General features: G+C 69.0%; 19 protein-coding genes and 6 pseudogenes. All 25 read left to right on the top strand.

What is annotated here, in order from left to right:
* The first annotated feature begins 352 nt into the window (after nucleotides 1-352).
* Nucleotides 353-727, top strand: coding sequence for a 30S ribosomal protein S12 (rpsL, locus tag UK82_RS04455; protein WP_009740532.1), 375 nt, complete (start codon nucleotides 353-355; stop codon nucleotides 725-727).
* Nucleotides 727-1,197, top strand: coding sequence for a 30S ribosomal protein S7 (gene rpsG / locus UK82_RS04450; RefSeq protein ID WP_044884199.1), 471 nt, complete (start codon nucleotides 727-729; stop codon nucleotides 1,195-1,197). Before rpsL ends, rpsG begins: the two co-directional genes overlap by 1 nt.
* Nucleotides 1,198-1,290: 93 nt before the next feature.
* A pseudogene (locus UK82_RS35645) lies at nucleotides 1,291-1,687 on the top strand (GTP-binding protein); the annotation flags it as partial.
* A 1-nt stretch (nucleotide 1,688) separates the two neighbouring features.
* Nucleotides 1,689-3,300: elongation factor G (fusA, locus tag UK82_RS04445; protein ID WP_236705499.1), on the top strand; the 1,612-nt coding region annotated here is incomplete at its 5' end.
* 73 nt (nucleotides 3,301-3,373) lie between these two features.
* The gene (tuf, locus tag UK82_RS04440) at nucleotides 3,374-4,567 is read left to right on the top strand and encodes an elongation factor Tu (protein WP_044884201.1); all 1,194 of its coding nucleotides are present in this window, start codon (nucleotides 3,374-3,376) and stop codon (nucleotides 4,565-4,567) included.
* Nucleotides 4,568-4,873: 306 nt separating this feature from the next.
* The gene (gene rpsJ / locus UK82_RS04435; RefSeq protein WP_007514815.1) at nucleotides 4,874-5,182 is read left to right on the top strand and encodes a 30S ribosomal protein S10; all 309 of its coding nucleotides are present in this window, start codon (nucleotides 4,874-4,876) and stop codon (nucleotides 5,180-5,182) included.
* A gap of 17 nt (nucleotides 5,183-5,199) precedes the next feature.
* Nucleotides 5,200-5,446, top strand: a pseudogene (gene rplC, locus UK82_RS35640) (50S ribosomal protein L3); the annotation flags it as partial.
* 1 nt (nucleotide 5,447) lies between these two features.
* Nucleotides 5,448-5,904: 50S ribosomal protein L3 (rplC, locus tag UK82_RS35635; protein ID WP_236705498.1), on the top strand; the 457-nt coding region annotated here is incomplete at its 5' end.
* Nucleotides 5,901-6,611, top strand: a complete 711-nt coding sequence (rplD, locus tag UK82_RS04425; RefSeq protein ID WP_044884203.1) for a 50S ribosomal protein L4 — start codon at nucleotides 5,901-5,903, stop codon at nucleotides 6,609-6,611. The genes rplC (UK82_RS35635) and rplD, both read left to right, overlap by 4 nt.
* Nucleotides 6,608-6,904, top strand: a complete 297-nt coding sequence (rplW, locus tag UK82_RS04420; protein WP_009740526.1) for a 50S ribosomal protein L23 — start codon at nucleotides 6,608-6,610, stop codon at nucleotides 6,902-6,904. Before rplD ends, rplW begins: the two co-directional genes overlap by 4 nt.
* 61 nt (nucleotides 6,905-6,965) lie before the next feature.
* Nucleotides 6,966-7,799 carry a 50S ribosomal protein L2 gene (gene rplB / locus UK82_RS04415; protein ID WP_009740525.1) on the top strand — a complete coding sequence of 278 codons (834 nt, stop codon included), beginning with the start codon at nucleotides 6,966-6,968 and terminating at the stop codon, nucleotides 7,797-7,799.
* Between the two features lie 90 nt (nucleotides 7,800-7,889).
* Nucleotides 7,890-8,042, top strand: a pseudogene (locus UK82_RS35630) (ribosomal protein S19 family protein); the annotation flags it as partial.
* Nucleotide 8,043: 1 nt separating this feature from the next.
* Nucleotides 8,044-8,171, top strand: a 128-nt coding sequence (locus UK82_RS35625) for a ribosomal protein S19 family protein (RefSeq protein WP_236705537.1), incomplete at its 5' end; no start/stop codon positions are given.
* Nucleotides 8,164-8,589: a 50S ribosomal protein L22 gene (rplV, locus tag UK82_RS04405; protein WP_044884204.1), complete on the top strand. Its 426-nt coding sequence runs from the start codon at nucleotides 8,164-8,166 to the stop codon at nucleotides 8,587-8,589. The genes UK82_RS35625 and rplV, both read left to right, overlap by 8 nt.
* Entirely contained in the window at nucleotides 8,589-9,581 is a 993-nt protein-coding gene (gene rpsC / locus UK82_RS04400; RefSeq protein ID WP_044884205.1) for a 30S ribosomal protein S3, read from the top strand. The genes rplV and rpsC overlap by 1 nt, the downstream gene beginning before the upstream one ends.
* Nucleotides 9,582-9,584: 3 nt before the next feature.
* The gene (gene rplP / locus UK82_RS04395) at nucleotides 9,585-10,001 is read left to right on the top strand and encodes a 50S ribosomal protein L16 (RefSeq protein WP_009740521.1); all 417 of its coding nucleotides are present in this window, start codon (nucleotides 9,585-9,587) and stop codon (nucleotides 9,999-10,001) included.
* A complete protein-coding gene (gene rpmC / locus UK82_RS04390) occupies nucleotides 9,998-10,267 on the top strand; it encodes a 50S ribosomal protein L29 (protein ID WP_011602304.1) in 270 nt (89 codons plus the stop codon). Before rplP ends, rpmC begins: the two co-directional genes overlap by 4 nt.
* Before the next feature lie 5 nt (nucleotides 10,268-10,272).
* Entirely contained in the window at nucleotides 10,273-10,581 is a 309-nt protein-coding gene (gene rpsQ / locus UK82_RS04385; protein WP_044884206.1) for a 30S ribosomal protein S17, read from the top strand.
* A 123-nt stretch (nucleotides 10,582-10,704) separates the two neighbouring features.
* On the top strand, nucleotides 10,705-11,073 hold the full coding sequence (gene rplN, locus UK82_RS04380) for a 50S ribosomal protein L14 (RefSeq protein ID WP_009740518.1): 369 nt from the start codon (nucleotides 10,705-10,707) through the stop codon (nucleotides 11,071-11,073).
* Between the two features lie 2 nt (nucleotides 11,074-11,075).
* Nucleotides 11,076-11,274, top strand: a pseudogene (gene rplX, locus UK82_RS35620) (50S ribosomal protein L24); the annotation flags it as partial.
* Between the two features lies 1 nt (nucleotide 11,275).
* Nucleotides 11,276-11,402, top strand: a pseudogene (locus UK82_RS35615) (50S ribosomal protein L24); the annotation flags it as partial.
* Nucleotides 11,403-11,440: 38 nt separating this feature from the next.
* Nucleotides 11,441-12,025 carry a 50S ribosomal protein L5 gene (gene rplE / locus UK82_RS04370; RefSeq protein ID WP_044884207.1) on the top strand — a complete coding sequence of 195 codons (585 nt, stop codon included), beginning with the start codon at nucleotides 11,441-11,443 and terminating at the stop codon, nucleotides 12,023-12,025.
* Nucleotides 12,026-12,029: 4 nt separating this feature from the next.
* Nucleotides 12,030-12,215 carry a type Z 30S ribosomal protein S14 gene (locus UK82_RS04365; RefSeq protein ID WP_011602308.1) on the top strand — a complete coding sequence of 62 codons (186 nt, stop codon included), beginning with the start codon at nucleotides 12,030-12,032 and terminating at the stop codon, nucleotides 12,213-12,215.
* Between the two features lie 186 nt (nucleotides 12,216-12,401).
* Nucleotides 12,402-12,812 carry a 30S ribosomal protein S8 gene (gene rpsH, locus UK82_RS04360; RefSeq protein WP_044884208.1) on the top strand — a complete coding sequence of 137 codons (411 nt, stop codon included), beginning with the start codon at nucleotides 12,402-12,404 and terminating at the stop codon, nucleotides 12,810-12,812.
* A 12-nt stretch (nucleotides 12,813-12,824) separates the two neighbouring features.
* Nucleotides 12,825-13,008, top strand: a pseudogene (gene rplF / locus UK82_RS35610) (50S ribosomal protein L6); the annotation flags it as partial.
* Between the last annotated feature and the right edge of the window lies 1 nt (nucleotide 13,009).

Raw genomic sequence — 13,009 nt, 5'->3', positions numbered from 1 at the left:
TCCTGTGGCCGGAGTCCACGTGACTCCGGCGTGCGTCTTGCACTTCGATGTGGCGCCGTGGTGCCTGGCAGGCTGACGTAAAGTCACCGCCTGGGTGTCCGTCGGCGACTGTCGGGCTCGGTTCCGCGAAGCGGCCGGGCGGGATGGCGCGCTGTCCACCGCAGTTGGATCAATCGAATTTGTGATCCTCTTCGGGCGAAACGGCGCGACACGCCCGACCGCGTGGGTCGGAGAAGCCGGTCGAGGTCACCGCGGTGGCCCTGGTGCGGTTCGCAAGGAAAGCAGGTAGGCCGGCGTACCGGTCTGGTTGCCCAAGGCAGTACGACGAGGCGTCACAGGAACGGGAGCGGCGTTGCCCACGATCCAGCAGCTGGTCCGCAAGGGCCGGCAGGACAAGGTCGAGAAGACCAAGACCCCGGCACTCAAGGGGAGCCCTCAGCGTCGTGGTGTGTGCACCCGCGTCTACACGACCACCCCCAAGAAGCCGAACTCGGCGCTGCGCAAGGTCGCGCGTGTCCGGCTGAACAGCGGGATCGAGGTCACCGCCTACATTCCCGGCGTCGGCCACAACCTGCAGGAGCACTCGATCGTCCTGGTTCGCGGCGGTCGAGTGAAGGACCTTCCGGGCGTTCGGTACAAGATCGTCCGAGGCGCTCTCGACACGCAGGGCGTCCGTAACCGCAAGCAGGCTCGTAGCCGCTACGGCGCGAAGAAGGAGAAGGGCTGATGCCGCGCAAGGGGCCCGCGCCCAAGCACGCCGTCGTGGTTGACCCGGTGTACGGGTCGCCGCTGGTGACCGCGCTGGTGAACAAGGTGCTGATGAGCGGCAAGAAGTCGGTCGCGGAGCGCATCGTGTACGGCGCGCTGGAAGGCGCGAAGAACAAGACCGGCAACGACCCGGTCGTCACGCTCAAGCGGGCGCTCGACAACGTCAAGCCCACCCTGGAGGTGCGCAGCCGCCGGGTCGGTGGCGCCACCTACCAGGTGCCGGTCGAGGTTCGCGCCGGCCGCAGCACGACTCTCGCTCTGCGCTGGATCGTCGGCTACTCCCGGGCTCGTCGCGAGAAGACGATGACCGAGCGGCTGATGAACGAGCTCATCGACGCGAGCAACGGCCTCGGCGCCAGCGTGAAGCGCCGGGAGGACACCCACAAGATGGCGGAGTCCAACAAGGCCTTCGCCCACTACCGCTGGTAGCTCGACATGCCATCTGACGTACGTTCCTCGCTGGCCAGTACCCGCAACATCGGGATCATGGCCCATATCGACGCGGGCAAGACCACCACGACNGAGCGCATCCTCTTCTACACCGGTGTGAACTACAAGATCGGTGAGGTTCACGAGGGTGGCGCGACGATGGACTGGATGGAGCAGGAGCAGGAGCGGGGGATCACCATCACCTCCGCGGCCACCACCTGTATCTGGCGCGACCACACCATCAACATCATCGACACGCCCGGCCACGTCGACTTCACGGTCGAGGTCGAGCGGTCGCTGCGCGTCCTCGACGGCGCCGTGGCGGTGTTCGACGCCGTCGCCGGTGTCGAACCGCAGAGCGAGACGGTCTGGAAGCAGGCCGACCGGTACAACGTGCCGCGGATCGCCTTCGTCAACAAGATGGACCGTGTCGGCGCCGAGTTCCACCGCTGCGTCGACATGATGGTCGAACGGCTCGACGCGACGCCGGNCGTCATCCAGCTCCCCTGGGGCGTGGAGTCCGACTTCCGCGGCGTCATCGACCTGATCCGGATGAAGGGCCTCCTCTGGCAGAGCGAGGACAAGGGCGCTTCCTACGAGACCGTCGACATCCCGCGCGATCACCTCGAGGCCGCGCAGGAGTGGCGCGACAAGCTCCTGGAGACGGTCGCCGAGAATGACGACGAGCTCATGGAGCTTTACCTCGAGGGTGTCGAGCCCTCCGAGGAGCAGCTCGTGGCCGGCCTGCGGCGCGGAACCCTCGCGAGCAAGCTCAACCCGGTGCTGTGCGGCTCCGCGTTCAAGAACAAGGGCGTCCAGCCGATGCTCGACGCGGTCGTCGAGTTCCTGCCGAACCCGCTGGACATCGGCGCCACCGTCGGCCACGCGGTCAACGACGAGGACACCGAGGTTCGCCGCGAGCCCAGCGAGGACGAGCCGTTCTCGGCGCTTGCCTTCAAGATCATGAGTGACCCGTACGTCGGCAAGCTGACGTACATCCGGGTGTACTCCGGCAGGTTGACCGGCGGCTCGCCGGTGCTGAACTCGACGAAGGACCGCAAGGAGCGCATCGGGCGCATCCTGCAGATGCACGCCAACCACCGGGAGGACCGGGACGGCGTCGGTGCGGGGCAGATCGTCGCCGTGGTGGGGCTGAAGAACACCACCACCGGTGACACGCTCTGCGACCCGAACGCCCCGGTGATCCTGGAGTCGATGACGTTCCCGGCGCCGGTCATCCACGTCGCGATCGAGCCGAAGACGAAGGCCGACCAGCAGAAGCTGGGCACCGCCATCCAGCGGCTCGCCGAGGAGGACCCGACCTTCCAGGTCCGGACCGACGAGGAGACCGGGCAGACGATCATCGCCGGCATGGGCGAGCTGCACCTCGACGTGCTGGTCGACCGCATGCGCCGCGAGTTCGGTGTCGAGGCGAACGTCGGCAAGCCGCAGGTGGCCTACCGGGAGACCATCCGCCGCAAGGTGGAGAAGGTCGACTACACCCACAAGAAGCAGACGGGTGGGTCCGGCCAGTACGCCCGAGTGATCATCAACCTGGAGCCCTCCGGCGGCGACGGCGGCGGCTACGAGTTCGAGAACAAGGTCACCGGCGGCCGCATCCCCAGGGAGTACATCCCGTCGGTGGACGCCGGCTGCCAGGAGGCCATGGAGTTCGGCGTGCTCGCCGGCTACCCGCTGGTCGACGTCAAGGTCACCCTCCTGGACGGCCAGTTCCACGACGTGGACTCGTCCGAGCTCGCCTTCAAGATCGCCGGTTCGATGGCGTTCAAGGACGCGGCCCGCAAGGCCGATCCCGTGCTCCTCGAGCCGCTGATGGCCGTCGAGGTGACCACCCCCGAGGACCACATGGGGGACGTCATCGGCGACCTGAACTCCCGCCGCGGACAGATCCAGGCGATGGAGGAGCGGGGCGGCTCCCGAATCGTGCGGGCGCAGGTGCCGCTGTCGGAGATGTTCGGCTACGTCGGCGACCTGCGGTCGAAGACGTCCGGCCGGGCCAGCTACTCGATGCAGTTCGACTCCTACGCCGAGGTTCCTGCGAACGTCGCCAAGGAGATCATCGCCAAGGCGAGGGGGGAGTGACCGCCCTCGTGGCGTGAGCACCTCCCCGACCTGACTACACAGCACGACACCACCCGTCCTTGGAGGGACACCCGTGGCGAAGCAGAAGTTCGAGCGGACGAAGCCGCACGTCAATATCGGCACCATCGGTCACATCGACCATGGCAAGACCACGCTGACCGCGGCGATCACCAAGGTCCTGCACGACGCGCACCCGGAGCTCAACCCCTTCACGCCGTTCGACCAGATCGACAAGGCGCCGGAGGAGAAGGCCCGCGGTATCACGATCTCGATCGCGCACGTCGAGTACCAGACCGACAAGCGGCACTACGCGCACGTCGACTGCCCGGGGCACGCGGACTACATCAAGAACATGATCACCGGAGCCGCCCAGATGGACGGGGCGATCCTGGTGGTGTCCGCGACCGACGGCCCGATGCCGCAGACGAAGGAGCACGTGCTCCTCGCGCGTCAGGTCGGCGTGCCCTACATCGTCGTCGCGCTGAACAAGGCCGACATGGTCGACGACGAGGAGATCCTCGAGCTCGTCGAGCTCGAGGTTCGCGAGCTGCTCAGCTCGTACGAGTTCCCGGGTGACGACGTCCCGGTCATCCGCGTCTCCGCGCTCAAGGCGCTGGAGGGCGACAAGGAGTGGGGCGCCAAGCTCCTCGAGCTCATGGCCGCGGTCGACGACTCGATCCCCGAGCCGCAGCGTGACATTGACCGGCCGTTCCTCATGCCGATCGAGGACGTCTTCACGATCACCGGTCGTGGCACGGTCGTCACCGGCCGCGTCGAGCGTGGAATCGTCAAGGTCAACGAGACCGTGGAGATCGTCGGCATCAAGCCGGAGACCACCACGACGACCGTGACCGGCGTCGAGATGTTCCGCAAGCTGCTCGACGAGGGGCGTGCCGGCGACAACGTGGGCCTGCTCCTGCGCGGCATCAAGCGCGAGGACGTCGAGCGCGGCCAGGTCATCGTCAAGCCCAAGACGATCACCCCGCACACGGTGTTCGAGGCGCGCGTCTACATCCTGAACAAGGACGAGGGCGGCCGCCACACGCCGTTCTTCAAGAACTACCGGCCGCAGTTCTACTTCCGCACCACCGACGTGACCGGCGTCGTGACCCTCCCCGAGGGCACCGAGATGGTCATGCCGGGCGACAACACCGAGATGACGGTCGAGCTCATCCAGCCGATCGCCATGGAGGAGGGTCTGCGCTTCGCCATCCGCGAGGGTGGCCGGACCGTCGGCGCGGGCCAGGTCACGAAGGTTCTCAAGTAGTAGCGGTGGGCGGTGGGTCCGGAGCCCCCGGGCCCACCGCCCACATTGCTGCTCGGGCGGCGCGATTGCCCGCACCACCCGGGCGGCCCGGCTGCCGGCGCCACCCGGCTGCCGACGTGGCAGGTAATCCGGCCTGAGCGTCGATCGATCGACGCTCAGGCCGGCACGAGACAGCGGTAACCGGCAGATTCCCTTCGCCGGCGGCGGGGCACGGGCCTCGCGCCACCGGCGGCGGCGTGGATCTACGGGCGGTGACCCGGTAGCGGTACCGGCCGGACGAGACAGACAGGACAGGCGAAGCCCACCATGGCGGCACAGAAGATCCGCATTCGGCTCAAGGCCTATGACCACGAGGTCATCGACAGCTCGGCGCGGAAGATCGTCGAGACGGTGACCCGGACGGGTGCGCAGGTCGCGGGACCGGTGCCGCTGCCGACGGAGAAGAACATCTACTGCGTCATCCGGTCGCCGCACAAGTACAAGGACAGCCGCGAGCACTTCGAGATGCGGACGCACAAGCGGCTGATCGACATCCTTGACCCGACGCCGAAGACGGTCGACTCGCTGATGCGTCTCGATCTCCCCGCCGGTGTCGACATCGAGATCAAGCTGTAAGAGGGGCCGGCGCAGTCATGCTCATCCGCAACTACAGAGGGCTCCTGGGCACCAAGCTCGGGATGACCCAGGTATGGGACGCGAACAACCGCGTCGTGCCGGTCACCGTCATCAAGGCCGGACCCAACGTCGTCACGCAGGTCAAGACGCCTGACTCGGACGGATACTCGGCCGTCCAGCTCGGTTACGGCGAGATCGACCCGCGTAAGATCAACAAGCCGACCCGTGGGCACTTCGCCACGAGCGGGGTGACGCCGCGGCGCCNCCTCGTCGAGCTGCGCACCGCCGATGCCGCGAACTACCGGCCCGGCCAGGAGCTGACCGGCGAGGTGTTCGTCCCGGGGACCGTCGTCGACGTCACCGGCACCTCCAAGGGCAAGGGCTTCGCCGGTGTCATGAAGCGCCACGGCTTCAAGGGCCTGGGCGCCGGGCACGGCGTCGAGCGCAAGCACCGCTCGCCGGGTTCGGTCGGCGGCTGCGCCACCCCCGGCCGCGTCTTCAAGGGCCTGCGCATGGCGGGCCGGATGGGCCACGCGCGCACCACCACGCCGGGCCTGACCATCCACGCCGTCGACACCGAGCGTGGCTTTCTGCTGGTGAAGGGCGCGATTCCCGGCCCGGACGGCGGTCTCGTCTTCGTGCGCAGCGCGGCCAAGCGCCCGGCGCCCGAGGCGATCGCCCCGGCCGCGACGGTCGGCGCCGGTGAGGAGGTCTCGGCATGAGCCCGGTGGCGACCGCATCCGATCCGGATGCCACCACCACGCGCACCGTCTCGGTGCACGCGCCGAACGGCGGTGACGGTGGCAGCGCTGAGCTGCCCGGTGGCGTGTTCGACGTGCCGCTGAACGTCCCGCTGATCCACCAGGTCGTGGTCGCGCAGCTCGCGGCGGCCCGACAGGGCACCCACGCCACCAAGACCCGCGGCGAGGTCCGCGGCGGTGGTCGCAAGCCGTACCGGCAGAAGGGCACCGGCCGCGCCCGGCAGGGCTCACTGCGCGCTCCGCAGTTCACCGGCGGTGGCGTCGTGCACGGCCCGACCCCGCGCAGCTACGACCAGCGCACCCCGAAGAAGATGAAGGCCGCCGCGCTGCGCGGCGCGCTGTCCGATCGGGCGCGCAACAACCGGGTCCACGTCGTGTCCTCGCTGGTCTCCGGCGAGACGCCGTCGACGAAGGCTGCGGTGACGGCGCTGCGCACGGTCGCGGACACCCGCCGCGTGCTGGTGGTCGCGAGCCGCACTGACGAACTGACCTGGAAGAGCCTGCGCAACGTCGCGGCGGTGCACCTGCTCGATCCGGGCCAGCTCAACACCTACGACGTGCTGGTGAGCGACGACGTCGTCTTCACCGAGGAGGCGCTGGCCGCGTTCCTCGCCCGCGACAGCCGTCCGGCGTCGCCCGCCGCGGCCGGGGCGGAGGAGAACAAGTGATTCCCGACCCGCGTGACGTGATCCTGCGGCCGGTCGTCTCCGAGAAGAGCTACGGCCTGCTCGACGAGAACGTCTACACCTTCATCGTGCACCCGGACGCGAACAAGACCCAGATCAAGCTCGCGGTCCAGCAGATCTTCAGCGTGCGCGTCCTGCGGGTGAACACCATCAACCGGCAGGGCAAGCGCAAGCGGACCAAGCACGGCTGGGGACACCGGTCCGCGACCAAGCGGGCCCTGGTGAGCCTGGCTCCCGGTGACACGATCGAGATCTTCGGAGGCCCCGGTGCCTGAGCGCGTGCGCCGCGCCGCGGCGGCGGCCCACCGGTCGACGGGCCAGGGACGGTAGGAAGCCATGGGAATTCGTAGGTACAAGCCGACGACGCCGGGGCGTCGTGGCGCGAGCGTGGCCGACTTCGTCGAGATCACCCGTGACCACCCGGAGAAGTCGCTGGTCCGCCCGCTGCACTCCAAGGGCGGACGTAACGTCCACGGCCGGATCACCACCCGGCACCAGGGCGGCGGCCACAAGCGGGCCTACCGGATCATCGACTTCCGGCGGGACAAGGACGGCGTGCCGGCGAAGGTCGCGCACATCGAGTACGACCCGAACCGCACGGCCCGCATCGCGCTGCTGCACTACGCCGACGGCGAGAAGCGCTACATCATCGCGCCGGTCAAGCTCAAGCAGGGTGACCAGGTCAGCTCCGGGGTGGGCGCCGACATCAAGCCCGGCAACGCCCTGCCGCTGCGCAACATCCCGACCGGCACCGTGGTGCACGCCATCGAGCTGCGTCCCGGCGGCGGCGCGAAGATCGCCCGCAGCGCCGGCGCCAGCGTGCAGCTCGTCGCGAAGGACGGCCCCTACGCCCAGTTGCGGATGCCCTCGGGCGAGATCCGCAACGTGGACGTCCGCTGCCGCGCCACCGTCGGCGAGGTCGGCAACGCCGAGCAGAGCAACATCAACTGGGGTAAGGCCGGCCGGATGCGCTGGAAGGGCCGCCGGCCCACCGTGCGTGGTGTCGCGATGAACCCGGTCGACCACCCGCACGGTGGTGGTGAGGGCAAGACCTCCGGTGGTCGCCACCCGGTCAACCCGAAGGGCCGTCCGGAGGGGCGGACCCGCGCCAACCACAAGTCGTCCGACGCGCTCATCGTGCGTCGTCGCAAGCAGAACAGGCGGCGGTAGTGACCTCACGCACCCGGACCCCGGCGCCCGTGAGCCCGCCGTCCGCCCCCCGTACCCACCGGATCTGAGCAGGAAGGAGGAGACACAGCCATGCCACGCAGTCTGAAGAAGGGCCCGTTCGTCGACGACCACCTGCTCAAGAAGGTGGACGTGCAGAACTCGAAGGGCACCAAGCACGTCATCAAGACCTGGTCGCGGCGCTCCACCGTGATCCCCGACATGCTGGGGCACACGATCGCCGTGNACGATGGCCGCAAGCACGTCCCGGTCTTCATCACCGAGGGCATGGTCGGGCACAAGCTCGGCGAGTTCGCCCCGACCCGGACGTTCCGCGGCCACGTCAAGGAGGACCGGAGGTCGCGCCGTGGCTGACGATCTCGTCGAGGGCGTGACCCGCGCCGGCCTGCCGGGCGCCAAGGCGTCGGCCCGCTACGTGCGGGTCTCGCCGACGAAGGCTCGCCGGGTCGTCGACCTGGTGCGCGGCCGGTCGGTCAGCGAGGCGCTGGACATCCTCCGGTTCGCCCCCCAGGCGGCCAGCGACGACGTCTACAAGGTCGTCGCCAGCGCCGCGGCGAACGCCGAGAACAACCACAGCCTCGACCCCGCCACCCTGTGGGTGGGTGAGGTCTACGTGGACGAGGGGCCGACGCTCAAGCGCATCCGGCCCCGCGCCCAGGGCCGGGCCTACCGGATCCGCAAGCGCACCAGCCACATCACCGTCGTGGTGGAGAGCCGGGAGCCGGTCTCCGCGGCCGGTCGGGGCGCGAAGACGACTAGGAGGGCCCGGTAGTGGGACAGAAGGTCAACCCGCACGGGTTCCGGCTTGGCATCACCTCGGAGTTCACCTCCCGCTGGTACGCCGACAAGCAGTACAAGGCGTACGTCGGCGAGGACGTGAAGATCCGCAAGATGATGTCGCGGGGCATGGAGCGGGCCGGTATCAGCCGGGTCGACATCGAGCGGACCCAGGGTCGACTGCGGGTGGACATCCACACCGCGCGCCCGGGCATCGTGATCGGACGCCGCGGGGCCGAGGCCGACCGCATCCGCGGCGACCTGGAGAAGCTCACCGGCAAGCAGGTGCAGCTCAACATTCTCGAGGTCAAGAACCCCGAGGTCGACGCGCAGCTCGTCGCCCAGGGCGTGGCCGAGCAGCTCTCCAGCCGCGTCAGCTTCCGCCGCGCCATGCGCAAGGCGATGCAGACGGCGATGAAGGGCGGCGCCAAGGGCATCCGGGTCCAGTGCTCGGGTCGCCTCGGCGGCGCCGAGATGAGCCGGTCGGAGTTCTACCGCGAGGGCCGGGTGCCGCTGCACACCCTGCGGGCGGACATCGACTACGGCTTCTACGAGGCCCGGACGAACTTCGGCCGCATCGGCGTGAAGGTCTGGATCTACAAGGGCGACATTGTCCAGAGCCGGGCCGAGCGCGAGGCGCAGGAGGCGCTGCAGCGTCAGACCCGTCGGGACCGTCCGCGCCGCGGGCCGCGTTCCGGCTCGTCCGGCACCACGCAGGGCGGTACCGACGCCGGTCGCGCCGCGGCGCGCAGCGAGCGCCGGGGGCGCGGCGGGAACGCGCCGGCTCCCGAGACCGCTGCTCCCGAGACCGCTGCACCTGAGACGACCGCACCCGAGTCGACCGCACCCGAGACCACCGCGCCCGAGGCCGCGCCGTCGCAGGCCCCGGCGGCCGAGCCGACCGCGCCCGCCACCGCCGCGACCGAGTCGGCCGCCACGCCGGCCGCCGCCGCGACGACGGGCACTCCGGAGAAGGCGGAGGAATAGATCATGCTGATTCCCCGGAAGGTCGCGCACCGCAAGCAGCACCACCCCGGGCGGACCGGTGCGGCCAAGGGCGGAACCCGCGTCACATTTGGCGAGTACGGGATCCAGGCCCTGGAGTCGGCCTACGTGACGAACCGGCAGATCGAGTCGGCGCGTATCGCGATGACCCGCCACATCCGCCGTGGCGGCAAGGTCTGGATCAACATCTACCCGGACCGCCCGCTGACCAAGAAGCCCGCCGAGACCCGGATGGGTTCCGGCAAGGGCTCGCCCGAGTGGTGGGTCGCGAACGTGAAGCCGGGCCGGGTGCTGTTCGAGCTGTCCGGAGTCGCGGAGCCCGTGGCCCGGGAGGCGATGCGGCGCGCGATCCACAAGCTGCCGATGAAGTGCCGTTTCGTGGTTCGTGAAGGTGGTGCGTGATGGCTGTCGCTACCGCGGACGAGCTGCGGAGCCTGTCGGGCGACGAGCTCGTCGACAAGCTCCGGGAGGCCAAGGAGGAGCTGTTCAACCTCCGGTTCCAGGCGGCGACCGGGCAGCTTTCCAACAACCGGCGGCTGCGTGCCGTGCGGCGTGACATCGCCAAGATCTACACGGTGATGCGCGAACGGGAGCTGGGTATCACCGGCGATCCGGCGCTGGTCGCCGGTGCGGCGGACGATGACGCGACGCAGTCGGAACGGGCGTGAGGGCAGTGGCAGACGAGACGGCCTCCCAGGAGGCTTCGCAGAACACCGAGGCGGCGGTCGCGGACCGCGGCTTCCGCAAGGTCCGCGAGGGCCTCGTGGTCAGCGACAAGATGACCAAGACCGTCGTGGTCGCGGTCGAGGACCGCGTGCAGCACCCGCTGTACGGCAAGACGATCCGCCGGACGAAGAAGGTCAAGGCGCACGATGAGCACGGCACCGTCGGTGTCGGCGACCGCGTGCTGCTGATGGAGACCCGGCCGCTGTCGGCCACCAAGCGGTGGCGGGTCGTGCAGGTCCTGGAGAAGGCCAAGTAGTTCCGGGGCGAGGAAGCCCCAGGGGCAAGTCGGCCCCGTGGGCGAACCAGCCCCCGGCGCCCGGGTGACCGGGTCCGATGCAGTACCGGTTGATCAGCGGTACCGGGTGATCAGGAGCGGAAAGTGATTCAGCAGGAGTCGCGACTTCGGGTCGCCGACAACACCGGAGCGCGGGAGATTCTCTGCATCCGGGTGCTTGGCGGCTCTGGGCGTCGTTACGCGGGGATCGGCGACATCATCGTCGGCACGGTCAAGGATGCCCTGCCCGGCGCCGGCGTGAAGCGCGGCGACGTGGTCAAGGCGGTCGTGGTGCGCACCACCAAGGAGCGCCGGCGGCCGGACGGCTCCTACATCCGTTTCGACGAGAACGCGGCGGTGCTTATCCGGGACGGTGGTGACCCCCGGGGCACCCGCATCTTCGGGCCGGTCGGCCGGGAGCTGCGTGACAAGAAGTTCATGAAGATCATCTCGCTGGCGCCGGAGGTGCTGTGACCGTGGCCACTTTGAAGATCAAGAAGGGTGACACGGTCCAGATCATCACCGGCAAGGACCGCGGACTGAAGGGGAAGGTCATCCGGGCCTACCCCGAGCAGAACAAGGTCCTCGTCGAGGGCGCGAACCGGATCACCCGGCACACCCGCGTCCAGCAGAGCGCGCGGGGCTCGCAGTCCGGGGGCATCGTCACCCAGGAGGNGCCGATCCACGTGAGCAACGTGATGATCGTCGACCCGTCGGACGGACGGCCGACCAGGATCGGGTACCGCATCAACGAGGACGGCACCAAGGTCCGCATCTCCCGGCGCACCGGCGCCGAGCTGTAGGCCGAGCGAGCAGTCGAGCAGTTGGGAATCGAGATCAAATGACTGTGACCACCGAAGACCGGACCACCGGTGCTCGCCCGGTCCCACGGCTCAAGCAGCGGTACCGCGACGAGATCACCACGACGCTGCGGGAGGAGTTCTCCTACCGCAACGTCATGCAGATCCCCGGCGTCGTGAAGGTCGTCGTCAACATGGGCGTCGGCGACGCCGCCCGGGACGCGAAGCTCATCGACGGCGCCGTGCGCGACCTTGCCGCGATCACCGGCCAGAAGCCGGCCGTGCGGCGGGCGAAGAAGTCCATCGCCCAGTTCAAGCTGCGCGAGGGAATGCCGATCGGGGCGAAGGTGACCCTGCGCGGCGACCGGATGTGGGAGTTCCTCGACCGCCTGGTCTCCATCGCGCTGCCGCGCATCCGTGACTTCCGCGGACTGTCGCCGAAGCAGTTCGATGGCGCGGGCAACTACACGTTCGGCGTCACCGAGCAGTCGATCTTCCACGAGATCGACATCGACCGGATCGACCGGGTTCGGGGCATGGACATCACGGTCGTCACCACCGCGACCACCGACGACGAGGGCCGGGCGCTCCTGCGGGCGCTGGGCTTCCCCTTCCGGGAGAACTAGACAGATGGCCAAGAAGGCACTGATCGAGAAGTCGAACCGCAAGCCGAAGTACGCGGTGCGCGGTTACACGCGCTGCCAGCGTTGCGGCCGCTCCCGCTCCGTGTACCGGGTCTTCGGACTCTGCCGGGTCTGCCTGCGGCAGATGGCGCACCGCGGCGAGCTGCCCGGCATCACCAAGAGCTCCTGGTAGACACGGGAGCTTCCCGGTAGACACGGGAGCTTCCCGGTAGACACGGGAGCTTCCCGGTAGACACGGGAGCTTCCCGATAGACCGCTCCACCTCCGCACCTCCCCCCGATCGCGGCAGGCCCACACGACGGCTGCCGGGGACGATCCCCGGCGCCGGCGGGAACCGCCGTGAGAAAGGCGTCAAGCCATGACGATGACCGACCCGATTGCGGACATGCTCACGCGTGTCCGCAACGCCAGCCGGGCCTACCACGACCGAGTGGTGATGCCCCACAGCAAGATCAAGACCCACATCGCCGAGATCCTCCAGCAGGAGGGCTACATCTCCAGCTGGCACGTCGAGGACGCGACCTCGGCTGGCGGCGTCGGCCACTCCCTGGTCATCGATCTGAAGTACGGCCCGAACCGCGAGCGTTCGATCGCCGGGATCAAGCGCATCAGCAAGCCGGGCCTGCGGGTCTACGCCAAGGCGACGAACCTCCCCAGGGTGCTCGGGGGACTGGGCGTTGCCATCATCTCCACCTCGTCGGGGCTGCTGACCGACAAGCAGGCGGGCAAGCGGGGCGTGGGCGGGGAAGTCCTCGCCTACGTCTGGTAAGGAAGGCGAGCGATGTCTCGGATCGGGCGCCTGCCCATTCCCGTCCCCAGCGGTGTCGACATCACCGTCGAGGGGGCGACCGTTACCGTCAAGGGGCCCAAGGGCACCCTGAGCCACGTCGTGGTCGAGCCGATCGGAGTCAACCGGGAGGAGGGTCAGCTCGTCGTGACCCGCCCGGACGACGAACGCCGGTCCCN

The sequence above is a fragment of the Frankia sp. ACN1ag genome, from assembly GCF_001414035.1.
GTDB classification, from domain to species: Bacteria; Actinomycetota; Actinomycetes; order Frankiales; family Frankiaceae; genus Frankia; species Frankia torreyi.
Note: the sequence above shows the minus strand (reverse complement) of the source record. Positions and strands in the feature narration are given on the sequence as shown.

Coding starts and splice junctions, on each gene's coding strand:
- rpsG (WP_044884199.1), top strand. CDS start 727: ATGCCGCGCAAGGGGCCCGCGCCCAAGCACGCCGTCGTGGTTGACCCG.
- rpsJ (WP_007514815.1), top strand. CDS start 4,874: ATGGCGGCACAGAAGATCCGCATTCGGCTCAAGGCCTATGACCACGAG.
- rplD (WP_044884203.1), top strand. CDS start 5,901: ATGAGCCCGGTGGCGACCGCATCCGATCCGGATGCCACCACCACGCGC.
- rplB (WP_009740525.1), top strand. CDS start 6,966: ATGGGAATTCGTAGGTACAAGCCGACGACGCCGGGGCGTCGTGGCGCG.
- rplP (WP_009740521.1), top strand. CDS start 9,585: ATGCTGATTCCCCGGAAGGTCGCGCACCGCAAGCAGCACCACCCCGGG.
- rplE (WP_044884207.1), top strand. CDS start 11,441: ATGACTGTGACCACCGAAGACCGGACCACCGGTGCTCGCCCGGTCCCA.
- UK82_RS04365 (WP_011602308.1), top strand. CDS start 12,030: ATGGCCAAGAAGGCACTGATCGAGAAGTCGAACCGCAAGCCGAAGTAC.
- rpsH (WP_044884208.1), top strand. CDS start 12,402: ATGACGATGACCGACCCGATTGCGGACATGCTCACGCGTGTCCGCAAC.